At 49.2% G+C, this 24856-nt stretch carries 22 protein-coding genes and 4 tRNA genes; 3 read left to right on the top strand and 23 right to left on the bottom strand.

Going from position 1 to position 24856, the window contains the following annotated elements:
* Nucleotides 1–10 precede the first annotated feature (10 nt).
* Nucleotides 11–496: a VOC family protein gene (locus tag FH603_RS06365; RefSeq protein WP_186736630.1), complete on the top strand. Its 486-nt coding sequence runs from the start codon at nucleotides 11–13 to the stop codon at nucleotides 494–496.
* A 30-nt stretch (nucleotides 497–526) separates the two neighbouring features.
* Here the strand turns inward: FH603_RS06365 and FH603_RS06360 are convergent, their stop codons facing one another.
* Both FH603_RS06360 and FH603_RS06355 read right to left on the bottom strand, forming a co-directional pair.
* The gene (locus tag FH603_RS06360) at nucleotides 527–1123 is read right to left on the bottom strand and encodes a 3-keto-disaccharide hydrolase (RefSeq protein ID WP_186736629.1); all 597 of its coding nucleotides are present in this window, start codon (nucleotides 1121–1123) and stop codon (nucleotides 527–529) included.
* A 29-nt stretch (nucleotides 1124–1152) separates the two neighbouring features.
* Entirely contained in the window at nucleotides 1153–2298 is a 1146-nt protein-coding gene (locus FH603_RS06355; RefSeq protein WP_186736628.1) for a lactonase family protein, read from the bottom strand.
* 321 nt (nucleotides 2299–2619) lie between these two features.
* Here FH603_RS06355 and FH603_RS06350 point away from each other — a divergent pair, with 321 nt between their 5' ends.
* Nucleotides 2620–3498, top strand: coding sequence for an OmpA family protein (locus FH603_RS06350; protein WP_186736627.1), 879 nt, complete (start codon nucleotides 2620–2622; stop codon nucleotides 3496–3498).
* Between the two features lie 194 nt (nucleotides 3499–3692).
* Here the strand turns inward: FH603_RS06350 and rpsG are convergent, their stop codons facing one another.
* From rpsG to mnmC2, 20 genes are all read right to left on the bottom strand, one after another.
* Nucleotides 3693–4160 carry a 30S ribosomal protein S7 gene (rpsG, locus tag FH603_RS06345; RefSeq protein WP_186736626.1) on the bottom strand — a complete coding sequence of 156 codons (468 nt, stop codon included), beginning with the start codon at nucleotides 4158–4160 and terminating at the stop codon, nucleotides 3693–3695.
* 124 nt (nucleotides 4161–4284) lie between these two features.
* The gene (rpsL, locus tag FH603_RS06340; protein ID WP_186736625.1) at nucleotides 4285–4716 is read right to left on the bottom strand and encodes a 30S ribosomal protein S12; all 432 of its coding nucleotides are present in this window, start codon (nucleotides 4714–4716) and stop codon (nucleotides 4285–4287) included.
* A gap of 152 nt (nucleotides 4717–4868) precedes the next feature.
* On the bottom strand, nucleotides 4869–5195 hold the full coding sequence (locus tag FH603_RS06335; RefSeq protein WP_186736624.1) for a DUF3467 domain-containing protein: 327 nt from the start codon (nucleotides 5193–5195) through the stop codon (nucleotides 4869–4871).
* An 89-nt stretch (nucleotides 5196–5284) separates the two neighbouring features.
* Entirely contained in the window at nucleotides 5285–9652 is a 4368-nt protein-coding gene (gene rpoC / locus FH603_RS06330; RefSeq protein ID WP_186736623.1) for a DNA-directed RNA polymerase subunit beta', read from the bottom strand.
* Nucleotides 9653–9756: 104 nt separating this feature from the next.
* Nucleotides 9757–13626 carry a DNA-directed RNA polymerase subunit beta gene (rpoB, locus tag FH603_RS06325; protein ID WP_186736622.1) on the bottom strand — a complete coding sequence of 1290 codons (3870 nt, stop codon included), beginning with the start codon at nucleotides 13624–13626 and terminating at the stop codon, nucleotides 9757–9759.
* Nucleotides 13627–13876: 250 nt separating this feature from the next.
* Nucleotides 13877–14260: a 50S ribosomal protein L7/L12 gene (gene rplL, locus FH603_RS06320; RefSeq protein WP_186736621.1), complete on the bottom strand. Its 384-nt coding sequence runs from the start codon at nucleotides 14258–14260 to the stop codon at nucleotides 13877–13879.
* A gap of 103 nt (nucleotides 14261–14363) precedes the next feature.
* Nucleotides 14364–14894, bottom strand: a complete 531-nt coding sequence (rplJ, locus tag FH603_RS06315) for a 50S ribosomal protein L10 (RefSeq protein ID WP_186736620.1) — start codon at nucleotides 14892–14894, stop codon at nucleotides 14364–14366.
* Between the two features lie 3 nt (nucleotides 14895–14897).
* Nucleotides 14898–15596 carry a 50S ribosomal protein L1 gene (rplA, locus tag FH603_RS06310; protein ID WP_186736619.1) on the bottom strand — a complete coding sequence of 233 codons (699 nt, stop codon included), beginning with the start codon at nucleotides 15594–15596 and terminating at the stop codon, nucleotides 14898–14900.
* 25 nt (nucleotides 15597–15621) lie between these two features.
* Nucleotides 15622–16065: a 50S ribosomal protein L11 gene (gene rplK / locus FH603_RS06305; protein ID WP_080237286.1), complete on the bottom strand. Its 444-nt coding sequence runs from the start codon at nucleotides 16063–16065 to the stop codon at nucleotides 15622–15624.
* Between the two features lie 155 nt (nucleotides 16066–16220).
* A complete protein-coding gene (gene nusG / locus FH603_RS06300; RefSeq protein WP_186736618.1) occupies nucleotides 16221–16781 on the bottom strand; it encodes a transcription termination/antitermination protein NusG in 561 nt (186 codons plus the stop codon).
* Nucleotides 16782–16869: 88 nt separating this feature from the next.
* Complete coding sequence (gene secE, locus FH603_RS06295) at nucleotides 16870–17061, bottom strand: preprotein translocase subunit SecE (RefSeq protein WP_186736617.1); 192 nt, start codon at nucleotides 17059–17061, stop codon at nucleotides 16870–16872.
* A gap of 17 nt (nucleotides 17062–17078) precedes the next feature.
* A tRNA-Trp gene (locus FH603_RS06290) sits at nucleotides 17079–17149 on the bottom strand.
* Between the two features lie 180 nt (nucleotides 17150–17329).
* Nucleotides 17330–18517, bottom strand: a complete 1188-nt coding sequence (tuf, locus tag FH603_RS06285; RefSeq protein WP_186736616.1) for an elongation factor Tu — start codon at nucleotides 18515–18517, stop codon at nucleotides 17330–17332.
* A gap of 154 nt (nucleotides 18518–18671) precedes the next feature.
* Nucleotides 18672–18743: transfer RNA gene (locus tag FH603_RS06280), tRNA-Thr, on the bottom strand.
* Nucleotides 18744–18914: 171 nt separating this feature from the next.
* Nucleotides 18915–18990: transfer RNA gene (locus FH603_RS06275), tRNA-Gly, on the bottom strand.
* 11 nt (nucleotides 18991–19001) lie between these two features.
* Nucleotides 19002–19087 (bottom strand) — tRNA-Tyr (locus tag FH603_RS06270).
* A 219-nt stretch (nucleotides 19088–19306) separates the two neighbouring features.
* The gene (locus tag FH603_RS06265) at nucleotides 19307–19846 is read right to left on the bottom strand and encodes a hypothetical protein (protein WP_186736615.1); all 540 of its coding nucleotides are present in this window, start codon (nucleotides 19844–19846) and stop codon (nucleotides 19307–19309) included.
* Between the two features lie 187 nt (nucleotides 19847–20033).
* Nucleotides 20034–22097 (bottom strand): M13 family metallopeptidase, encoded by a 2064-nt coding sequence (locus tag FH603_RS06260; RefSeq protein ID WP_186736614.1) that lies wholly within the window; start codon nucleotides 22095–22097, stop codon nucleotides 20034–20036.
* Between the two features lie 138 nt (nucleotides 22098–22235).
* Nucleotides 22236–22826, bottom strand: a complete 591-nt coding sequence (locus FH603_RS06255) for a thioredoxin family protein (protein WP_186736613.1) — start codon at nucleotides 22824–22826, stop codon at nucleotides 22236–22238.
* An 87-nt stretch (nucleotides 22827–22913) separates the two neighbouring features.
* Nucleotides 22914–23582 (bottom strand): tRNA (5-methylaminomethyl-2-thiouridine)(34)-methyltransferase MnmC2, encoded by a 669-nt coding sequence (gene mnmC2, locus FH603_RS06250; RefSeq protein ID WP_186736612.1) that lies wholly within the window; start codon nucleotides 23580–23582, stop codon nucleotides 22914–22916.
* 52 nt (nucleotides 23583–23634) lie between these two features.
* Here mnmC2 and FH603_RS06245 point away from each other — a divergent pair, with 52 nt between their 5' ends.
* Nucleotides 23635–24144, top strand: coding sequence for a DUF4293 domain-containing protein (locus tag FH603_RS06245; RefSeq protein ID WP_186736611.1), 510 nt, complete (start codon nucleotides 23635–23637; stop codon nucleotides 24142–24144).
* 66 nt (nucleotides 24145–24210) lie between these two features.
* Here FH603_RS06245 and FH603_RS06240 read toward each other — a convergent pair whose 3' ends face one another.
* On the bottom strand, nucleotides 24211–24846 hold the full coding sequence (locus tag FH603_RS06240; protein ID WP_186736610.1) for a phosphatase PAP2 family protein: 636 nt from the start codon (nucleotides 24844–24846) through the stop codon (nucleotides 24211–24213).
* Between the last annotated feature and the right edge of the window lie 10 nt (nucleotides 24847–24856).

Below are 24856 nucleotides of genomic sequence, written 5' to 3'. Positions count from 1 at the left end.
GATAAGGATTATGATTCCGTACACGATTCCAGACCAGACCCAGATTGGCCATGTTCATTTGAAAGTAGCGGATCTTGACCGCGCGCTTCAGTTTTACCGCGATTTACTTGGCTTCACCGTTACAACGCTATACGGCGATCAGGCGGCCTTTATTTCGGCGGGTGGCTATCATCACCATATTGGGCTTAACACCTGGTACAGCAAAGGTATGCCCCCTGCACCGGTACGTAGCGCCGGCTTGTTTCATACGGCCATTCTATATCCAACGCGCCGGGATCTGGCGGTGGCCCTGAAACGGCTGATCGATGCACACTATCCCATTACGGGTGCCTCAGATCATGGGGTTTCAGAAGCTATATACCTGAACGATCCCGATCAGAATGGAGTAGAACTGTACTGGGATCGCCCTAAGGAAGACTGGCCGCAGAAGCCCGACGGTTCTCTGGAGATGTATACACATCCACTGGACCTGGAAGGGCTGCTGGGCGAGTTGTAGGAGTGCGTTCCAACGTGGTTCAGCGTTCCCCTATAGTGTCTTAAGGACTAGTTTCCGCCAGCGAACTTTAATGCCGCCACCATCGTGGATCTGTAAGGCTATTGACCCATCGGCCGCGCCGATCTTGGCATCGTGCATATCGATCATGGGCTTGCCGTTGAGGTATGTCTGAACGTGATCGCCCTCAACCCGTATACGCATGGTGTTCCACTCCTCTGGCTTCAGGATATTTTCTTTCTCGGACGGTATTTTTTCCAGCCAGCCCCGGCCATAGGATTCATACACGCCACCCGTATCGTGGTCTTTGGGGGCCACCTCAACCTGCCAGCCACTTACTTTGGTGCCTTCGATGCTCGACCGGAAGAAGACGCCACTGTTACCGTTGGCTTCCTGCTTGAATTGTACCGACAGATCAAAGTTCTTGTAAGTCTGTTCCGTTGCCAGATAGCCATACTGCTTGTCGGGGCCACTCTCGCAGATTAGTTCGCCATCCTTGACATACCATTTTTCGGTACCGTATACTTTCCAGCCGCTCAAATCCTTACCGTTGAAGAGCGTAATTTTTTTGGCCGGAGCAGCCATAACAAATAAGCCGAGCACAAGCCCGAAGAGCACTATTCGCTTCATTATGTCAATCGTTTAACGTGTGTAATTTATTATCGGGAACCGGCCATGATCACGCATACTGGAGCTGGTACGCTGATCGATTGGCCGGTGTAGGTCAGTTTGCCTGTTTTCTGATTGCGCTTAAAAATAGTAATAGTATCGGAATCCTGATTGGCGACAAAGACAAACTCGCCTTTTGGATCAATCATAAAATTACGCGGAGTTTTGCCCCTTGTTGGCTCATCACCTACGGCTGTCAGGTCGCCGTTGTCACCAATGGCAAAGATAGCCAATGCATGCCGCCCCCGATTCGATTGGTATAGGAACTTACCGGTAGGATCAATGTGAATGTCGGCGCTGGTATTCTGCTCGCTGAAGTCAGCGGGAAGTGTTTTAACACCATCACGAATCAAGGTCAGCGCCCCCGTTTTGGCATTCCGGCTAAAGACCGCTACCGACGAGATTAACTCTTCGGCCAGATAAGCAAACTTTCCATTCGGATGGAACGCCAGGTGACGTGGCCCAGACCCTGGCTTTACTGTTACATAAGGCGTCTGGGCAGGCTTAACCGTACTGTTTTTGGCATCTATTTCATAAATGTGCAGTTTATCGGTGCCCAGGTCAGCGACGTACACAAAACGATTGTCGGGAGACACCGTAGCCGAGTGAATGTGTGGCTTTTCCTGCCGTTTCGCATCCGGACCACGGCCGGTCTGTTGTACACTGTCGGTAGCCGCCCCCAGGTTACCGTCTAGGTTAATTGGCAATACGGCCATACTTCCCCCGCCATAGTTGGCAACGAAAGCGGTCTTACCCGTCTGGTCGATACTGACGTAGCATGGGCCGTTTCCCAGCGTAGACTGGCTGTTCAGAAAAGTAAGCTTTCCCGTCGTTCCGTCCACACGATACGCGCTGACAGCCCCGGCTTTGGATGGCCCTGTTTCGGCCGCTTCGTTAACAGAATAAAGGTATTTCGTCGATGGGTGCAACGCCAGAAAGGACGGGCTTTTTGCGTTGGATACGGACTGAAGTGGATTCATTGCTCCTGTCATCCGGTCAAATTCGTAGACATAAATCCCCTCGCTCCCCCGCACTGAGTAGGTACCAACGTAAATGATCTCTTTACCATGCTGAGCGTAGGCAGTCATGCCCAGATTAGTCAATAGCATCACCAGCCCAGTAAGTAGTTTGTACATAAATAGAATAAGTGGTCTGCTTGAGAAGTAGAATAAGGGCTCAAACTACCGATTAGCGCTCAATCAACCGACTGTTGCTCAAAAAAGCAGCCAATAATATTATACAAAGGGCTTATTAACCTTGTTTCTGGCTACCAGACCCTATTCAGGCTACGGGCGTGAGCGTACACCTAACGATCGGGAAAGGATTTATTCTTCATTAAAAAAACTTATAATTCGGTTAATGAGAATCACTTACTTTTGTAATACGATTGGCTGAGTTGACTGTTCATATCGTTCAAACCTAACTTTTCGTTACCCATTAAATTATCATTTATTAGTATGAAACGAGTACTCATTCTTTTCGCGGCCATAGCGATGCTATCCTCCTGCAATAGTAAAAAGCGGCTGGCTGAGATCAAGACCCTACAGGAAGCGCGCGATAAAGCGGTTGCTTCGCTTAATGACTGTGACCAGCGTACGGCCGATCTACGCACTCAGTTGTCTGCAAAAGACAATGACTTGCAGGGTAAGGATAAACAGGTTGGTGACCTACAGTCCCAAATTGACTACCTGAAACGCACAAACACTAATCTGCTGGATCGCATGTCCGATCTTTCGATCGTGAGCAAATCAGGGGCTGAGAGTATCAAAAAGTCGCTTGAAACACTTAACGAGCAAACGAAGTACGTTAATAACCTTAACACCAGTATCCAGCGCAAAGATTCTATTAACCTGTCATTGGTTATGAACCTGAAGCGCTCTCTGGACGATATCAACGACCAGGATGTACAGGTTGAAGTTAAAAAAGGTGTAGTTTACGTATCAATTTCCGACAAACTTCTTTTCAAATCGGGTAGCTACGATATTACGCCCCGTGCCGAAACCGTACTGGGCAAAGTAGCTAAAGTGGTCAATGATCACAAAGAGCTTGACATTCTGGTAGAAGGCCACACAGACGTTGTCCCCATTTCGACGGCTTCGATCAAAGACAACTGGGACCTGAGCGCCCTGCGCGCTACATCTGTTGTTCGGACACTACAAGGAAAGTTTGGTGTGGCACCTGAGCGCATGACGGCTGGTGGTCGTTCGGAGTTCAGCCCGAAAGATGACAATACTACATCGGTAGGCCGTCAGCAGAACCGCCGTACGGAGATCATCATCACGCCAAAACTGGATCAGTTCTTCAACCTGCTTTCGAACGGGCAGGCTGGTAAGTAATTTCTATTTGGGAAACGAGTTAGGGCTGTTCCTGTGGAGCCTGGTCAACGTTCAACACGTTGACCAGGCTCCACAGGAACAGCCCTAACTCGTTTCCCACGATACCAGTCAGGCTAAAAACAAAAAGCCGTCCAATAGTATGGACGGCTTTTGAGGTTTGGTGACCACCGGGACTGTGGTCGGTATTGGTTGGTTTAGAACCGGAAGTGCGAGAACGCCTTGTTGGCTTCTGCCATACGGTGCGTATCGTCCTTCTTTTTCACTGCCGAGCCTTCGCCCTTTGCAGCAGCCACGATTTCAGCAGCTAGCCGGTCTACCATAGTTTTCTCACCCCGTGAACGAGCGTACCGGATAAGCCATTTCATGCCTACCGCGACCTTCCGGTCTGCCCGTACTTCGGTTGGCACCTGAAAGGTAGCTCCACCGACACGACGGCTTTTTACTTCAACTGTGGGCATAACGTTGTTCAACGCTTTTTTCCACGTATCCAGACCACTCTCGCTGGTGCGCTTGGCAACGACATCGAGTGCATCGTAGAAGATTGAGTACGCCAAGCTTTTCTTGCCTTCGTACATCAGGTTGTTTACAAATTTGGTTACGAGGACCTCCTTGTATTTAGGATCGGGCAACACGTAACGCTTGGGCGGTTTCGCCTTTCTCATGATTTCTTCAGATTTTTGATCTTACTCTGCCGTAGTCTTTCAACGGGCAGTCGATTTTTTGATGGATGATTTCAGGTTTATGCTATAGACCAGACGTGACTATAGCCTATACCCTACATCATACTTACTTTTTCTTGCCTTTTGCTGGTGGTGCACCTTTGCCACCTTTTACCGGAGCCTGGCCTGGCTTCGGACGCTTAGCGCCGTATTTCGAGCGGCTCTGCAAACGACCGCTTACGCCGGCTGTATCCAAGGCACCCCGAACAATGTGATAACGTACACCCGGAAGGTCTTTTACCCGACCACCGCGAATCAGCACGATTGAGTGCTCCTGCAGGTTGTGGCCTTCACCCGGAATGTATGCGTTTACTTCCCGGCCGTTCGTCAGACGAACCCGGGCAACTTTACGAAGCGCCGAGTTTGGCTTCTTCGGTGTCGTCGTATACACACGTGTGCATACGCCCCGACGTTGTGGGCAGGAATCCAAAGCTGGCGACTTCGATTTGTCGACCAGTTTCTCACGTCCCTTGCGCACCAATTGTTGTATGGTAGGCATTATTAAATTAGTTTACGAAAAAACAGTCTTCCCGAAATTTGAGGTGCAAAGATACGGAAAATAAAACGTATGCCAAGGCTTAACTGGCAAGTATTTAGAAGATACAGAGGAGTATATGGCTCCATTGACCTGGCTGGTCATGCTCCTTCTTTTTACGCCTGCCCTACTGGACCACCAAACCCACCACTCGGGAAGCGAAAAGTATCTGTCGGATTACTTATGTCTCCATAAGCTTCCTCAAACCGACTAATATTTTCGCGAAGAGCCTCCAGAAGTCGTTTAGCATGTTCAGGAGTCAGAATGATGCGGGCTTTAACTTTTGCCTTAGGAACACCTGGCATCAGTCGGATGAAGTCCAGGATAAACTCACTATTCGAATGGGCAATCATAGCCAGGTTTGCATACGTTCCTTCAGCGATTTCTTCACTCAATTCTACGTCAATTGAATTCTCGGGGTTTTGTTGTGGAGGAGGAGTCATACAGGCGTTTTTTTAACAAGATTAGCTATCAAAAAACGCCCCAACCATCACTGGCCGGGGCGTTTTTATCATTCAATGTATAAGGCATTTTAAACCGTAGCTTTTTTCTTGCTGCGGGCAAACTGCTCTTTCGACTCGGTGATCGTTTCCAGTTCTTCCTTCGATCCAATGATTGCAGTTTGGTAACGACGCAATCCTGTACCGGCTGGAATCAGGTGACCAACGATAACGTTTTCTTTCAGACCATCGAGGACGTCGCGCTTACCCCGGATCGACGCTTCGCTCAACACCTTCGTCGTTTCCTGGAACGAAGCGGCCGATATGAAGCTGTCTGTACCGAGTGACGACTGCGTGATACCCATCAGCGTTGGCTGAGAAACCGCTGCCATTGCATCACGAACGGTCACGAGGGCCATATCACGACGTTTCAGACTGGAGTTCTCATCGCGCAGACGACGGGTCGTAACGATCATACCTGGCTTCAGATTCTCTGAATCGCCGGCATCCATTACAACTTTGGCATCAAGCATCTTATCGTTTTCTTCGCGGAACGACCACTTATCAACAACCTGCCCTTCGAGGAAATTCGTGTCGCCCGAATCGATGATCTCAACTTTCTGCATCATCTGCCGAACAATGGCTTCGATGTGTTTGTCGTTGATTTTCACACCCTGCAAACGGTACACTTCCTGAATTTCATTTACCAGATACTCCTGAACGGCCGTCGGACCTTTGATGGCCAGAATGTCACTCGGTGTAATGGCACCGTCAGAAAGCGGAGCACCAGCCCGTACAAAGTCATTGTCCTGTACCAGGATAAACTTCGACAGCGGAACGAGGTACTTCTTCTTCGTTCCGTCTTTCGACTCGATGAAGATTTCGCGGTTACCGCGTTTGATGGCACCATAGGTTACTACACCATCGATTTCGCTTACCACAGCTGGATTAGACGGGTTCCGGGCTTCGAACAACTCCGTTACCCGTGGCAGACCACCCGTAATGTCGCGGGTTTTACCCACGTTACGCGGAATCTTTGCCAATGGCTGACCGGCTTTGATCGCTTGCCCTTCTTTCACCACCAGACGTGAGCCAACAGGCAGGTTGTAGCTCTTCTGCAACTGACCGTTTCCGGTTTCGTCGAGGTGCAACAGCAATGTGCTGGTGCCATTGACAACGATAGCCGGGTTCTTGGCTTTATCACGGGTTTCAATGATCACTTTCTCCTGGAAGCCCGTCTGTTCGTCGAACTCCTCACGGTACGTGATACCATCTTCTACAGCGTTGAAATTCAGGGTACCTGTCAGTTCAGAAAGGATAACGGCGTTATAAGGATCCCAGGCGCAGATATCGTCGCCCTTTTTCACCGTGTCTCCGTCTTTAACCCGCAAGAATGCGCCGTATGGTACGTTATTGCTGATCAGCACCGTGTTGCGGTCGTTTGGATTCACGATCCGGATTTCACCTGAACGGCCCATTACAACCGTCTGAGGATTTCCTTCGTTGTCCTGCGACTCAACCATCCGCATTTCTTCGAACTCAATAAGTCCGTCAAACTTGGCTTTGATCGACGCATCAACAGCAATGTTGGACGCTGTACCACCTACGTGGAACGTGCGCAGCGTTAACTGCGTACCCGGTTCACCAATCGACTGGGAGGCAATTACACCCACCGCTTCACCGATGTCGACCATCCGACCCGAAGCCAGGTTGCGACCGTAGCACTTGGCGCAAACGCCCTGCCGCGACTCGCAAGTCAGTACCGAACGGATTTCGACGGTTTCGATAGCCGTTTCATCAATATGTGCGGCTACTTCCTCCGTAATCAGGTCGCCCGAAGCAACGATCAGTACAGGCTTGCCTGCTTCATCTTTCAGCAGCGGATCGTAGATATCATGAACGGTAGTACGGCCCAGGATACGTTCTGACAGCGGTTCAACGATATCCTCGTTGTCTTTCAACGCCGACACCTGTAGGCCACGCAACGTCCCACAATCGTCTTCGCTGATGATAACATCCTGCGCTACGTCATGCAAACGGCGGGTCAGGTAACCGGCATCGGCCGTTTTCAAGGCTGTATCGGCCAGACCTTTCCGGGCACCGTGTGTTGAGATAAAGTACTCCAATACGTCAAGACCTTCTTTGAAGTTCGAAAGGATTGGGTTTTCAATGATCTCGCCAACGGAACCTTGCAGGTTTTTCTGCGGCTTGGCCATCAGGCCCCGCATACCACCCAACTGACGAATCTGCTCACGGGAACCACGGGCACCCGAGTGCATCATCATATAGATTGAGTTGAACCCACCCTGGTCTGCTTCAAGCTGTTTCATCAGCGTCTCGGTCAGGCGCGAGTTAACCCGCGTCCAGATATCGATAACCTGATTATAACGCTCATTTTCTGTGATAAGACCCATCAGGTAGTTATCCCAAACCGTCTGCACTTCTGCTTTCGCTTCGTTGACCAGTCCTTGTTTGGCATCTGGAATCATGACGTCGCTCAAACCGATGGACAAGCCACCTTTAAACGCCATCTGGAAACCAAGCTCCTTAATCTCATCAAGGAATTGAGCAGTACGAGCTCCTCCCGAAATCTTAAAGATCAGCGCAATAATCTGCTGCAGCTTCTTCTTCGTGAGCAGTTCATTGATATAGCCTACTTCTTCTGGTACAGCCTGGTTGAACAGCAACCGGCCGGCAACCGTCTCGATCAGTTTGAAAACCAGCTCACCATTTTCGTCCCGGACCTTAACCCGGCACTTAATGTTAGCGTGTTTGGAAACCTTGCCTTCGTTCATGGCAATAATGACCTCTTCGGCACCGTAAAAAATCATCCCTTCGCCCGAGATAGGGTATTCAGGAATGCTCTTACGGCCTTTCGTCACATAATACAAGCCAAGAACCATGTCCTGCGATGGTACCGTAATCGGTGCACCGTTGGCAGGGTTCAGAATGTTATGCGACGCCAGCATCAGCAACGACGCTTCAAGCACGGCTTCCTGACCAAGCGGCACGTGAACGGCCATCTGGTCACCGTCAAAGTCAGCGTTGAAGGCGGTACAAACGAGTGGGTGCAGCTGAATAGCTTTACCTTCAATGAGTTTTGGCTGGAAAGCCTGAATACCCAAACGGTGAAGCGTTGGTGCCCGGTTCAGCAGAACAGGGTGACCTTTCAGTACGTTCTCCAGAATGTCCCAGATAACCGGGTCTTTCCGATCAACGATCTTCTTCGCCGATTTCACCGTTTTTACGATACCCCGCTCAATAAGCTTACGGATAACGAACGGTTTGAACAGCTCAGCAGCCATATCCTTCGGCAAGCCACACTCGTGCAGCTTCAGTTCAGGACCAACCACGATTACCGAACGACCCGAGTAATCGACACGCTTACCGAGCAGGTTCTGCCGGAAACGGCCTTGCTTACCCTTCAGCATGTCGGACAGTGACTTCAGTGCCCGGTTACCTTCCGAACGGACGGCATTCACTTTCCGCGAGTTGTCGAAGAGCGAATCGACAGCTTCCTGCAACATCCGCTTTTCATTACGCAGAATTACTTCCGGCGCTTTGATTTCGATCAAACGCTTGAGACGGTTGTTCCGAATGATAACCCGACGATACAGGTCATTCAGGTCGGACGTAGCAAACCGGCCACCGTCCAGGGGGACGAGCGGGCGCAGCTCAGGTGGAATAACCGGCACCATCTTGATGATCATCCACTCGGGACGGTTCTCAATACGGCCGTTAGCCTCCCGGAATGCTTCAACAACTTTCAACCGCTTCAGAGCCTCAGCCTTACGTTGCTGCGATGTGTCAGTAGCTGCTGCGTGACGCAGTGAGTATGACAGTTCATCGAGGTTAACGCGCGAGAGCAGCATCTCAAGCGACTCAGCCCCCATCTTCGCGATGAATTTATTTGGGTCTTTATCGTCGAGGTGTTGGTTGTTGCCTGGCAGTTTGTCAATAATGTCGAGGTACTCGTCTTCCGTCAGGAAGTCCAGCTGGTTGATACCATCCTCGGCTTTTATACCGGGCTGTACCACGATGTACCGCTCGTAATAAATGATCTGGTCGAGTTTCTTGGTCGAAAGTCCGAGCAGATAACCAATTTTATTCGGTAAGCTACGGAAGTACCAGATATGCGCAACGGGCACCACTAATTCGATGTGGCCCATACGCTCCCGGCGTACCTTCTTCTCGGTCACCTCTACCCCACAGCGGTCGCAGATAATGCCTTTGTAGCGAATCCGCTTGTATTTACCACAGTGACACTCCCAGTCCTTCACGGGTCCGAAGATGCGCTCGCAGAACAAGCCGCCCATCTCGGGTTTATAGGTCCGGTAGTTGATTGTCTCCGGCTGCGTCACCTCGCCGTAGGAACTCTCCAGAATGGACTCGGGCGATGCCAGACTGATGGTTACAGTGGCAAAGTCGCTGTTGAGTTTCTTGTTCTTTTTGAACGACATTGGTTGGAGATTTAATTATAAAATGGAGAAAAGGGAGGAAGGAGAAAAGGGAGGAAGGATTTAAAGGTTGCCCTTTTCTCCTTCCTCGCTTTCCTCCGTTCTCCTTACTCTAACGTAATTTCAAGTGCTAAACCACGTAGCTCGTGAACCAGTACGTTGAACGATTCAGGAATGTTAGGCTTCGGCAGGTTTTCACCTTTCACAATAGCCTCGTATGCCTTCGCACGTCCAACAACGTCATCTGATTTCACCGTCAAAATTTCCTGTAAGATGTGTGAAGCACCAAACGCTTCGAGCGCCCATACCTCCATCTCCCCGAAACGCTGACCACCAAACTGTGCCTTACCACCCAGCGGCTGCTGCGTGATGAGCGAGTAGGGTCCAATCGAACGGGCGTGCATCTTGTCGTCTACCAGGTGGCCCAGTTTGAGCATGTAAATGATACCAACTGTTACCGACTGATCGAAACGTTCACCCGTCAGGCCATTGTAAAGGTACGTCCGGCCAAAAGAAGGCAAACCTGCTTCGTCCAGCTCATCGGCAACCTGCTGCTCCGTTGCGCCATCGAAAATTGGCGTTGCATATTTACGGTTCAGCTTCTGACCCGCCCAGGCAAGCACCGTTTCATAGATCTGACCCAGGTTCATCCGGGACGGTACGCCAAGAGGATTCAGAACGATATCCACTTTTGTTCCGTCTTCGAGGAACGGCATATCTTCATCACGAACGATACGGGCAACAACCCCTTTGTTTCCGTGACGACCAGCCATCTTGTCCCCTACCTTCAGCTTGCGCTTTTTGGCGATATACACCTTGGCTAGTTTTACGATACCTGCTGGTAGTTCGTCACCCACTTCAAGGGCAAACCGCTCCCGCTTGAACCGGCCGGTTATTTCGCTGCGACGGTTATTGTAGTTCTTTATTAAAGAAACAATCATACCGTTCAGTTTCTCATCGTCTGTCCATCCTTCGAGGTTCAGATCTGATAACAGATTGGCTTCTTCGGGAACAGCATACGTGCTTTCGTCGCGGTAGTTGTTCTTATCGGGAAACAGATTCTCTGTAATGTTTTTACGGGAGAACTTGACGCCTTTACTAACTACCTCATCGCCAAATTTGTGCTTGACACCCTGGGTGGTTTTGCCATCCAGCAGGTCAACTATTTTGTCGATCATACGGGTCCGGAAGTCATTTAACTCACGTCCGTACCGCTTCATCAGCACTTTCACTTCGTCTTTGTGCTTACCCCGGTCTTCTTTGGCCGGGCGCGCAAATAACTTCGTGTCGATAACAATACCCTTTAACGATGGTGGTGCTTTTTTAGAAGCATCCTTCACGTCACCAGCTTTGTCACCGAAGATGGCACGCAGCAGTTTTTCTTCCGGTGTCGGATCGCTTTCTCCCTTTGGTGTAATCTTACCGATCAGGATATCGCCTTCTTTCACTTCCGTACCCACGCGAACAATACCGCTTTCATCGAGGTTACGAACAGTTTCTTCGCTTACGTTTGGAATCTCCGAGGTCAACTCCTCTTCGCCCCGCTTCGTATCACGAACTTCCAGTTCGAACTCTTCAATATGGATCGATGTGAAAATATCTTCGCGCACAACGCGCTCCGAAATCACGATAGCATCCTCGAAGTTGTAACCCTGCCAAGGCATGAAAGCAACTTTCATGTTCCGGCCCAAGGCCAGTTCACCCGCCTGGGTGGCATACCCTTCACATAATACATCCCCTTTCTTCACCTTCTGGCCTTTCAGCACAGTTGGCTTGATGTTGATGCATGTGTCCTGGTTAGTCCGGCGGAACTTGATCAGATTATAGGTCTTGCGATCTTCGTCAAACGATATAGCCAATTGATCATCATCGAGCATGTACCGGACAATAATCTTCGTTGAGTCAACAAACTCAACCGTACCATCTGCTTCTGCAATAACCAGCGTCCGGGAATCGACAGCTACGCGCCCTTCCAAACCTGTGCCTACAATTGGCGCTTCAGGACGAAGTAACGGCACAGCCTGACGTTGCATGTTCGAACCCATCAGGGCACGGTTAGCATCATCGTGTTCAAGGAATGGAATCATCGACGCGGCCACCGACACAATCTGGTTGGGGGCAATGTCCATGAAAGTTACATTCTGTGGCTCAGCAATCGGGAAGTCACCTTCAAAACGGGCTTTCAGCTTATCGACCATGAAGTTACCTTTCTTGTCGATGCCTGCATTTGCCTGCGCGATATAGTGCGTGTCTTCCTCTTCAGCCGTCAGGTACATGACCGGCTTATCCATCGATACCTTACCGTTTTCAATGATGCGATAAGGTGTTTCAATGAAGCCCATGCTATTGATTTTAGCATAGACGCAAAGCGATGAGATCAGACCAATGTTCGGACCTTCCGGGGTCTCGATCGTACACAACCGACCGTAGTGAGTATAGTGTACGTCACGAACTTCAAAACCAGCGCGCTCCCGCGACAGACCACCAGGTCCGAGTGCCGACATACGACGCTTGTGCGTCACCTCGGCCAACGGATTGGTTTGGTCCATGAACTGCGACAGCTGATTGGTACCAAAGAATGAATTGATAACCGAGGACAGTGTCCGGGCATTGATCAGGTCAACAGGTTTGAAGTCCTCATTGTCCCGAACGTTCATACGTTCTTTGATTGTCCGTGCCATACGGGCAAGGCCAACACCAAACTGAGAGTACAATTGCTCACCCACAGTCCGAACACGCCGGTTGCTCAGGTGGTCAATATCATCGACAACAGCTTTCGAGTTGATTAGTCCGATCAGGTACTTCACGATACACACGATATCGAGTGTGGTGAGTACCTTCATTTCAGATGAAATGTCGAGACCCAGCTTCTTGTTGATCCGATAGCGGCCAACATCACCAAGGTCATAACGCTTATCTGAAAAGAACAGGCTCTGAATAATTTCACGAGCAGCCTGCTCATCAGGGGCATCAGCATTCCGAAGCTGCCGGTAGATCTGTTCCACAGCCTCTTTCTCCGAGTTGGAACTATCTTTTTGCAGCGTATTGTAGATGATATTGTAATCGGCCATATTCATGTCCTCCTTATGCAGGATGACCGACTTCTGTCCCGACTCTGTAATTACATCGATATCATCTGCCTTGATAGCCGAATCACGCTCCAGGAGCACTTCATTCCGGCTAATAGAGACCACTTCACCTGTATCCTCATCTACGAAATCTTCCGTCCAGGTTTTCAGCACCCGGGCAGCAAGACGACGACCAATGGCTTTTTTCAGGTTTGCAGGCGTTGCAGGTACTTCTTCCGACAGGCCGAACAAATCAAGAATGTCTTTGTCCGAACCATATCCAATAGCCCGCAACAGCGTTGTAACCGGAAATTTCTTCTTCCGGTCAATGTACGCATACATAACGTTGTTTACATCCGTTGAGAACTCGATCCATGAGCCCTTGAACGGGATAATCCGCGCCGAGTACAGCTTGGTACCATTTGTGTGTTTGCTCATCGAGAAGAACACACCCGGCGAGCGGTGCAATTGTGAAACAATCACCCGTTCAGCACCGTTGATGACAAACGAGCCTTTCTCAGTCATGTACGGTATGTTGCCCAAAAACACTTCCTGCTCGATCGTTTCAAAATCCTCGTTATCGGGATCATTGTTGGATAAGCGTAGTTTAGCTTTCAGCGGCACTGAATACGTCAACCCCCGATCGATAGACTCATCAACTGAGTACTTCGGCGGATCGACCAGATAATCGATGAACTCCAGTTTGAAATTCTCACGAGAGTCTGAAATTGGGAAGTTTTCCTGAAAAACCTTGAACAGACCTTCTTCCGACCGTTGGTTGGAGGGGGTGTCAAGCTGGAAAAAATCTTTGAAGGATTTTACTTGAATATCCAGAAAATCAGGATACCCAATCACTGGCTGAATCGTCGCAAAATTTTTGCGCGTACTGATTTTCGCGTTTGTAGCCAAGATTGTGTTTCGTTTAGTTGCGTAACCGGTTCACCATGAGTACGTTGCGGAGAGTTGCAACGGTACCCGAACTAAGCGGTCATTCAGGCTCCGGGCGTCACCCGACCCGTGGAGCGTAAATAGACAACGTAAGGCAATACGAATAAGTTTGTCTTTTGCAAGGGCATAGACAAAAAAGTCTCCAAACAGGAAAAGACCAGACGATGGTCTGGCCTCCCCTGCCTGGAGCGATATACAAAAGGGCTTTTGCTTACTTTACTTCAACTTCAGCACCAGCTTCTTCGAGTTGTTTGCGCAGGGCTTCAGCCTCGTCTTTGCTAACACCTTCTTTCACCGGCTTCGGTGCTGTGTCAACTAGTTCTTTGGCTTCTTTCAGACCCAGACCGGTCAGATCTTTCACCAACTTCACCACGGCTAGCTTAGCGGCACCAGCCGACTTCAGAACCACGTCGAATGAGGTTTTCTCAGCAACAGCTGCTGGTGCATCAGCACCACCGCCACCACCGGCCATCATTACAGGAGCCGCAGCAGCCGGCTCGATACCATATTCGTCTTTCAGGATGGTAGCCAGTTCGTTAACTTCTTTAACCGTTAGGCCTACAAGCTGCTCAGCGAACGCTTTCAAATCTGCCATTTTAGTATTCTTATTTGATTGTGATACAATTGGATGGAGTGCAAACATCTTGTCTGCACTTTATTAGTTATTTATCGGATAGTCAGACAGTATGTCCGCAATACTAGGCTTCCTCGCGCTCCGACAGCGTTTTGAGAATGCCAGCCAGTTTGTTGCCACCACCTTGCAACGCCGAGATGACATTTTTCGCAGGTGACTGTAACAAGCCAATGATTTCGCCAATCAACTCCTCGCGGCTCTTCAGCGCGATGAGGGTATCGAGTTGGTCTGCACCAATGAATAAGCTACTATCGATAGAAGCGCCTTTCAGTTGGAGTTTGTCACTCGTCTTGCGAAATTCTTTAATCAGTTTTGCTGGTGCTTTACCATTGCTGGGGTGAAACATCACCGCCGACTGGCCTTGCAATACCGTATCGTTGAAGGGAGAAAAATCCGCTTCGAGGGTTTCGAGTGCTTTTTTGATGAAGGTGTTCTTCACCACTTTGTACTCGATGCCCCGCTCAAAACACATCCGACGGAGGTTGTTTGTTTCAGCAACCGTCATGCCATTGGCTTCCGTGATGTAGAAGAAGGGAATCGACTGGAACTTGCCGGTCAACTCCTCAATTATTGCTCCTTTTTCGTCGCGCTTCATGGCTTAAATTCCGGCTACCGTGCCTTTGTCGATGTTTACTCCTGGACTCATTGTGCTCGACAGGTAGATTGTTTTTACATACGTGCCTTTCGCCGACGATGGCTTCAGACGCATAAGCGTTGCAATTACTTCCTGCGCGTTTTCAACCAGTTTATCCGGCGTGAACGATACTTTACCAATACTTGTGTGAATGATACCCGTTTTATCAACTTTGAAGTCGATTTTACCGGCTTTCACCTCACGAACGGCTTTAGCCACATCGGGTGTAACTGTACCCGACTTAGGGTTTGGCATCAGACCACGTGGACCCAGTACTTTACCCAGACGACCAACCTTAGCCATTACGTTCGGCATCGTGATAATCACATCGATGTCGGTCCAGCCTTGTTCGATTTTCTGAATGTAGTCATCTAGACCCACGAAATCAGCACCAGCCTCTTTCGCTTCGTTCTCCTTGTCCGGTGTGCAAAGCACCAGAACGCGAACCGTTTTACCTGTACCATGGGGTAACGTAGCAACGCCACGTACCATCTGGTCGGCTTTACGCGGATCAACGCCCAGACGGACATCAATATCCACGGAAGCATCGAATTTCGTGAACGAGATCTCCTTCAGAATCTCGGCTGCCTGCGCAAGCGAGTATTCCTGAGAAGCGTCGTACTTCGATTGAGCTTCCTTTTGTTTTTTCGTTAACTTAGCCATGTGTGTGTTTGCCTCGGCAAGTCTATTAGTTCTCGAATGGCGCTGCACCCGTCACCGTGATTCCCATGCTGCGGGCTGTACCAGCCACCTGTTTCATTGCTGACTCAACCGTAAAGGCATTCAAATCGGGCATCTTCGTTTCCGCGATAGTCCGAATTTGATCCCACGATACTGTGCCAACTTTGTTCCGGTTTGGTTGAGCGGAGCCGCCTTTCAGCTTTGCCGCTTCCATCAGCAGAATTGGTGCAGGCGGGGTCTTAATTACGAAATCAAAGGACTTGTCCTTGTAATACGTAATCAGAACTGGCAACACCGTACCCATCTTATCCTGCGTACGGCCATTGAACTGCTTGCAGAATTCCATGATATTCAAACCCTTGGAACCCAATGCCGGACCGATTGGAGGTGAGGGGTTGGCTTGCCCGCCTTTGACTTGCAGCTTTACGTAGCCACCTACTTCTTTTGCCATTGTCTTGATTAATTTGCGATTGTTACCTACTGATTGCTGGATGATCCGTCACATTCACAGTCCAGTCTCATCGATGCCAATCCACTTGTTGTGGCCGTTTGTCTCCTGAGGGAAGCATAAGACGCCCGACCGATTGAAAGAAAGTTAGGTTGCCCTTAGCTTTCCTTCTCCACTTGCGCGTAACTGAGTTCTACCGGAGTATTCCGGCCAAATATCTTCACGACGACGTTCAATTTCTTGCGGTCATCGAATACTTCTTCTACTGTGCCAATGAAACCGCCGAAGGGTCCATCAACTACTTTTACGGATTCTCCACGTATGTAAGCAACCGTACTCGTGGCAACTTCCTGAGTTTCTTCTTCTACTTTACCCAGAATCCGATTCACTTCAGCTTCCCGCAGAGGTACCGGCACCTTCGATGTCGTACCAACCTGTGAATTACCTAAAAACCCTAAAACGCCCGGCATATTCAGGATCATGTCAAGCGCGCGATTATTGCCGAGATCAGCCGAAATCAGAATATAACCAGGAAAAAATGATTTTTCCCGAACGCGCTTCTTACCGTTGCGCATTTCGTATACCTTTTCCGCCGGGATTAAAACCTGCGGAATTACTTCGTCCAACTTTTGCCGGATAATCTCGTTATCGAGATAGGATTTGATCTTCTTCTCCTGTCCCGACACCGCCCGAATGACGTACCACTGTATGCCGATCATATAATTTCAAGTTTTTAAGTGTTTGATACCTACGCTTTTAATGGGCTTTAACTAAGCCACGCAACTATCAAGCGACTCAAATACCACTTTAGAATGACTGATAAAATGCGTTCAGTCCATTCTCAAACACTAAATCGATCAGCCCGACCATCATCGCAAAAATCAGCGAAGCGACCAGTACCAATGTTGAACTGGATTGCAGATCGCTGAATTTCGGCCAGGTTACGTTATGCTGAACTTCCTCCCAGGAGGCTTTCAGAAACGAGATAAACTTATCCATTGTGCGTAAGGGATTTGCACGGGTGGAGAGATTCGAACTCCCATCAACGGTTTTGGAGACCGCTATTCTACCCTTGAACTACACCCGTGTATGTGTGTTTAAACGAGAAACGCCGGAAGTTGGATAGTCGATCATTGTTGACAACTGACCGCCCTGTCTAACACCCAGCGTCTTACGTCTTCAATCCGATTTCGGACTGCAAAAGTACGAAATAATCTCAAAAAACAAGTGCATCTCCAAAGAAATGCACTTGTTTTGAGTTACTTACTTAGTCGAGGATTTCCGTTACCTGACCGGCACCAACGGTACGGCCACCTTCGCGGATAGCGAAACGGAGACCTTTTTCCATGGCGATTTTGCTGATCAGCGATACATCAATCGTGATGTTATCACCTGGCATTACCATCTCAACGTTTTCTGGCAATACGATCTCGCCAGTTACGTCGGTGGTACGGAAATAGAACTGAGGGCGGTACTTGTTAAAGAACGGCGTGTGACGGCCACCTTCCTCTTTCGAGAGTACATAGATCTCAGCCTTGAAATGTGCGTGTGGCGTTACGGAACCTGGCTTGCAGATTACCATACCACGACGGATGTCGCTTTTTTCAATACCACGGAGCAACAGACCTACGTTGTCACCGGCTTCGCCACGGTCCAGAATTTTCCGGAACATTTCAACACCCGTTACAACTGATTTCAGGTTTTCTGCACCCATACCGAGGATTTCAACTGGCTCACCCGAGTTGATGATACCCCGTTCGATACGACCCGTTGCTACCGTACCACGACCCGTGATCGAGAACACGTCCTCAACCGGCATCAGGAATGGCAACTCCGTTTGACGCGGAGGCAGTGGGATGAAGTCATCCACGTTCTGCATCAGGTCTTCGATCGTTGCAACCCATTTAGCATCGCCGTTCAGGCCACCAAGAGCCGAACCTTGAATAACTGGGATGTTATCACCGTCGAAGTTGTAGAAACTCAACAGTTCGCGGATTTCCATCTCAACGAGTTCCAGCAATTCTGGATCGTCGACCATATCCACTTTATTCATGAATACAACAAGCTGAGGCACACCTACCTGACGAGCGAGCAGGATGTGCTCACGTGTTTGTGGCATTGGACCATCTGTTGCTGCTACGACAAGGATAGCACCGTCCATTTGAGCGGCACCCGTTACCATGTTCTTCACATAGTCGGCGTGACCTGGGCAGTCAACGTGAGCATAGTGGCGGTTGGCCGTAGAATACTCAACGTGCGATGTATTGATGGTGATACCGCGCTCTTTTTCTTCGGGAGCGTTGTCGATTGAGGAGAAGTCCCGGATTGCAGCCAGACCCTTTCCGGCCAGCACTTTCGTAATGGCAGCCGTAAGCGTCGTTTTACCGTGGTCAACGTGACCAATCGTACCGATGTTAACGTGCGGTTTCGAGCGGTCAAAATTCTCTTTTGCCATGTTTTTAAAACGCTATTGTGAACTGTTGATTGTTTTGAATGAACTCGTTAAACGGCGTTTTAGCCCACGAGATCATCCCTTGCGAGATTAGATACAGCTGTGGCTTAAAACCGCACGGGCGGCCCCGTCAAAAAGACTTCACCAAGAAGTCTTGAGCCGTTACGGGGATTTGAACCCCGGACCTCTTCCTTACCAAGGAAGTGCTCTACCACTGAGCTATAACGGCTGGTTGTACTATCAATGAAAAAAGAGCAATGATTAACCTGTCGATAAAGACTGCTTATTCATTACACGTTGTTCATCGACGTTAGCAAAAACTTAGCCATTCAGAATAAGCCATTTGAAATGAGTATCACTTCTTTTACACTTATAGCTCGAAAGGCTATTGCTCTGTTAATGGAGCGGAAGACGGGTCTCGAACCCGCAACCTATAGCTTGGAAGGCTATCGCTCTACCAATTGAGCTACTTCCGCTTACTTAATTATGGTGGGGAGTGGAGGATTCGAACCTCCGAAGGCGTACACCAGCAGATTTACAGTCTGATCCATTTGGCCACTCTGGAAACTCCCCATAAATTACTTCTAAAGAACGTTTTCCGCCCCCCTTTCGAGTTTGGAGTTGCAAAATTACAAGGTTTTACGGTGTTGTCAACACAAGGAGTAAAAAAAAGTGAATTAGTTATGCGCAATCTGCCGCTGGCAAATGACTTCAACACGCTCGTCTACCCAAAAGAGCTGATTTTCTGAGTTTTGACGTTGGCACGTCTAGTCCTTTTCTTTTTGAGTATAGTTAGCTTTCTTTTTCCAGAAGTTGTGTCAAACGGCTGCCATTGGGGTAAAGCATATCCATAATGCGCCACCGTCCGGCTACCTGCTGCATGTCGATCCGTATTTCTTCGGGCTTTGCATTGTGCTCAAACGTTACATATACCACGGCCCGCGTACCAGCTACAGCGCCAGGCTCAACCCACATCTTTTTAATCGCACTTGTTGGTGCGTTGAAAAGCGGGTTGTTTTTCATCTGGTGTATTTTTTCGGGCGACACCGACATATTACGCCAGATAAGATCGGCGGTTGATTTCACAAAAAACTGATCGACCAGAGCACGGTCTTTAGTTTCCAGCAACGGGTTGGCTTTCTTGCTGTGCTCGAAGTATAAAGCTCTCACCAGCCGATCAGCCGCCGAACGTGGGGCGTCGGGACCGGGTCGTTTTGCCAGCATAGCTGCGCTGTCTTCGGGTGGAGATCCTCCGGTTGAGGCTTCCTGCTTGGGCTTTGTCTGGCACGATAGTGCTGTAATCAGCCAGACAACATATAGCATTCTGGGCATAGCTTGGAAAGTGTAGTTCAGGGAAATACAAACTGGTTTCTTTACAGAAATAACTGTATATAAACTGCGATCCTTAGCAAATCTACCCATTCCAAGCCGTTGCAGTACACAGGGTTGTGGCATAAGAAAGCCGCACTCAGTCGACATGAATGCGGCTTTCTCCACAGCGTTGTTCGTTTTTGGCCTGTTACCAGACTTTGATCCGTTGTTCTTTTGTTTTGTACATCTTGTCGCCAGGCTGCACGTTGAACGCCTGATACCAGGCATCTATATTAGACAGCGGCCCATTGCAACGGTATAGACCCGGTGCATGGGGGTCGGTTAGAATCAACTGGGCCTGCGTTTCGGGAAGGACGTTGATACGCCATACTTGCGCCCACGACAAAAAGAACCGTTGATCGGGCGTAAAGCCGTCAATCTTGGTCTTCGATTTACCCTGTGGCGTTTTCTTGAATGCATCGTATGCAATGGCAAGCCCGCCGAGATCAGCGAGGTTTTCGCCGAGCGTAAGCTGGCCGTTTACCTTCAGTGAATCGAGCACTTTAAATCCAAAGAACTGCTCTTTCACCTGATCGGCACGTTGCTTGAAATTGTCGGCGTCTGTTTTAGTCCACCAATCGCGAAGTGTACCATCGGCATCGTACTGCCGACCGGAGTCATCAAAGCCGTGGGTCATCTCATGGCCAATGACGGCACCAATACCGCCGTAGTTGACCGCATCATCAGCATTATAATCATAAAACGGAAACTGTAGAATAGCCGCCGGGAAAGCAATCTCGTTATTAACAGGACTATAATAGGCGTTTACCGTTGGTGGCGTCATGCCCCACTCTGTTTTATCGACGGGTTTACCCAATCGATTGACCATATAGTTGTATGACCACTTACCGGCCGACTGCACATTGCCATAAAAATCGTTCCGGGCAATAGTCACGCCTTCGTACGTTTTCCATTTATCGGGGTAACCGATTTTTCGTTTGAAAGCCAGCAATTTAACCAGCGCCTTCTTCTTGGTATCCTCGCTCATCCAGTCGAGGTTTTTGATATGCTCTTTATAGGACGCTTCGAGGTTGTCGACCAGCGTAAGCATTCGTTGCTTGGCTTCGGGCTTGAAATAACTCTGCACGTATAACTGACCCAGCAAGTCGCCAAGTGTACCATCGATCAGGCCACTTACGCGCTGCCATCGGGGCGTTTGTTCTTTCTGACCGGTGAGGACTTTTGAGAAGGCGAAATTTTGTTTCACAAAGGCGTCACTCAGATAAGGGGCTGCCCCCTTCAGAATATTCCAGCGCATGTAAGTCCGAAGGTCTTCGATAGGTGTTGCAGACACAAGGCTGTCGAGAGACCGGTAAAACCCTGGATTCTGGACAAGCACTGTATCCTGCCCTTTAGTACCAAACTTGACCAATTGATCGGCCCAGTTGATGCCGGGGGTTTGTTTGCTGAATTCAGCAACGGCAAACTTGTTATAGGTTTTATACGGATCCCGCATTTCTACCCGCGCCATTTGTGCTTTTGCCAGCGTCGTTTCCAAACGAATGACTACGTCGGCATCCTGCGAAGCCTGGGTTGGCTCTTCACCAATGAGAGCAAACATCTTGGTTAAGTTATCCCGATAAGCATCGCGGATTTTCTGGCTCCGGGCGTCATTTTTCAGGTAGTAGTCACGGTCGGGTAGCGTGGTTCCGCCCTGGCTTAGCTGCGGCAAATATTTGCTGACGTTCTTACGATCCTGTGCTACAAAAAAGCCGAACAGCATACCATTGCTCTGTGTACGCTGATAGGCCAGTTCGTTCAGAAAATCAACCTTGTTGTTTACTTTTTCGATACGGGCGAGGTCGGGCTTGATAGGATCGAAACCACGCTTATCGATGGTTGCACTATCCATTCCACTCACATAATAATCGCCAACCATCTGGTATAACCGACCTTTCGTTGTCGTTTTCGACGCGTCTTCGAGCAACGCCTTCATGGCGTCGAGGCTTTTCTCACGCAGTTCATTAAAACTACCCCAGGAAGTTTTAGAGGCCGGAATGGCATTTTGGCGCAACCAGTTACCATTGGCATATTGATAGAAATTGTCACCCGGCTTCGTAGCCTGATCCATATTTTGGGGATCGATGAACTTTATCGGTGCCGCCTTGAGCCAGGGTGCCGGCTTCCTGGGGGGCGTTGCCTGGCTGGGTTGAACAGTCATCAGGCCAACGGCTAGCGCTGCCAATGAGAGAAAAGTCAGTTGATGATTCATTTACTTTATAAAATCGGGTTATTGAAGGATGTAAAAATAACATACTCTCCCGAAACAAACCGGTGGTTTACGAATCGAGCGACTAAAAACAGGTGTGTTCCCGTTCTCAGTCGCTCGATTTGTAAACCACCGGTTTGGTTAATTCTCAGCCGTAAGTGATTCCTGAAATGCTTTTGTGTACGTCCCTGCTTTGTACTTGTCGAATGGTTCTTTCTGGTGGTGATTATTGCCAAAATACGTAATGATCTGATGAAACATCCGTGGTTCAAGATAGCCGGGAATAGGCTGAATGAGCTGAAATTTTTCGTCCAGAAAAACCGTCGTTGGATAACTCATCTGGTTTTTCATCAATGCCGCAGCCAGTTCATGAACGCCCCGGCTTCCTCCGCTAACGTATTTGAACGTCTGTTTACCCAGCGTGATATCGGCGGTCTGTTCGGCGTTGAGCTTCACAGCATAATAGTTCTCGTTTACGTAATCGACGATAGCTGGTTCGGAAAACGTTTTACGGTCCATCACCTTACACCAGCCACACCAATCGGTATAAACATCGACAACAAATTTCTTCGGTGTTTTCTGCGTGAGCGCATAAGCTTGCTGGATAGTGAGCCACTTGATGTGTTTAGGTTCCGTGTTTGGTAAGCGTGGAGAATCGGTAGGCAGCGTCGTTCGGAAGGCGCTGAACGTTAGCAGCACAAGTGCTGAAAAGAAGAAGAGCAAACGATTCATAGTTGGACGTTTTTAGATAAATAACGCATTGGGATAAATAAAATTAGCCTGACTTATCGATTTGTACCATTTGCGCCTGAGTCGCTTTTAGCCATTGACCGCTCGCAAAATATCGCGCTTACCGTACGGTCCCGGGTGTTTCTCAACGGTTAGTCCGGCGGCCCGCATATTTCGCTGTACATAGCTTTTTGAGCAGTAGGTAGTCATCATTCCACCAGGGAGCAATAACGTTGCCAGTTGTTGGAAAATGTTGGGCTCCCAAAGTTCAGGCTGAGCCGATGGGGCAAACGCATCGTAATAAATCAGGTGAAACCGCTTTTCCGTCTTCAGGTCCTGCAAAATTCCCTCTAGTTTTGTTAGTGTAAAATAGGGGCTGATGACCAGCGGCTCGTGCCAGGGCGATTCATGAAGGGCTGGCAGGTAGCTGGTATGAAGCAGGGCATCATAATTGAGCTGCCGGGACTCCGCTAAAGGCAAAGGATAAGTGTCGATAGCAACATAGTTGACCCGGCGCTGGTGTAACTCAGCCTCACGGACAGTTAGCAGGGCATTCAATCCTGTGCCGAACCCCATTTCAAAAATCTGCAATTCTTCGTGAGGGAATTTTTCAAGTGCAGCCTGCAAACCTACCTCAATATACACCCGCTGCGACTCCTGGATGGCTCCATGGACGGAATGATAGGGTTTGCCGAGGATTTCGTTAAAAACCGTGTGCGACCCATCGGCCGTTGGTATAACCCGAACAGTTGAATTCATACGCTACGAAAATTTAGGCTATTTTTGCGCTCCAAAAACACAGGTATCACTAATGATCCAACGCGTTCAAACAATTTTTTTATTTCTCATTGTCGTCGCCATGGGCGTCGCTTTATCTAACCCGCTTTGGGAAAAAACGGGCGCAAACTTGTCGGGCCTGGCTCAGTTGACTGCCCTCGAATACAGCCAGCAACAAGCTATTCCGCAACAGGCCGGCGTTCCACCAACCACCTCGCCAACGACTGTTATTACCTCGGTCTGGTACCTGGGATTGTTATTGGCACTAGTGGGCCTATCATCACTTTATGCCATTTTTCAGTACCGTAACCGTCTGACACAAACCGCCCTTTGCGCGGTTAACGCCCTCATGTTAACGGCCATCATGGGTATTATTCTTTATCGCACGCTTTATGCTGGCAAAGCGTACGGGAATGTCGATGATCAGGGGAATTTTCTGATCGGTTTTTACGCGATCATTGCGGCTTTAGTCTGTAACGCACTGGCCAACCGATTTATCCGCCGGGATGAAAAACTCGTTCGTGGGTCGGAGCGGCTACGGTAGAGAGTAGCCATAGGGTTAAGGGTGCTGGTCGGTTTGTTAGCTATAAGCTCAAACCGACCAGCACTTTTATTTTTGGCTTAGTTTTGGGGCCGCCACCCATCGGTTCATGGCCAGATAAATAACTACTGATGAGGCTGTACCAATGAGCGAACCGACATACGCATCTTCAACAAAATGCTGAAATAAATACACCCGCGAATACCCCGTCAGCGCGGCCAGTACGATAAAATACCAACCCCTCCCCCGCCGTTCGTCAATGAACGCCAGCAGACTAAATACCGCAAACGCCGTTGTTGTGTGGCCCGACGGAAAACTATTGTAGCGGTATATGTCCAATCCTTCAATAACCCGGTACTGGTACGTTGAGTGTTCCAGTAGCTTTAGCGGCCGTAACCGGTCTGGAAATACGACCAGTTTCAAAAACAAGGACAGCAGCGATGAGAGCGCAAAGCTGGCAAAACCCATAACACCAACGCGCCGGTTATAAACGAGCAGAACAAGGCAAACGAAGACAAAAAAGGCTCCATCACCGAAATACGTGGCATAGGTAAAGAAAACATCGGCGGCAGGATTGTTCCGAACGTTAACCCATTGCATCAAACTCTCCTGCGTGTACAAAATTTGCAGAACGCCCACAACCAGCAGCAATACAGCATAGAGCAGGAAGAAGACGCGGTTTCTACGAACAAGGTCAAACAACATCGGCAATCGA

The organism is Spirosoma utsteinense, assembly GCF_014282275.1.
Classification (GTDB): Bacteria; Bacteroidota; Bacteroidia; order Cytophagales; family Spirosomataceae; genus Spirosoma; species Spirosoma utsteinense.
The sequence above is the reverse complement of the archived record's forward strand: the minus strand, read 5'-3'. Positions and strand labels throughout refer to the sequence as shown.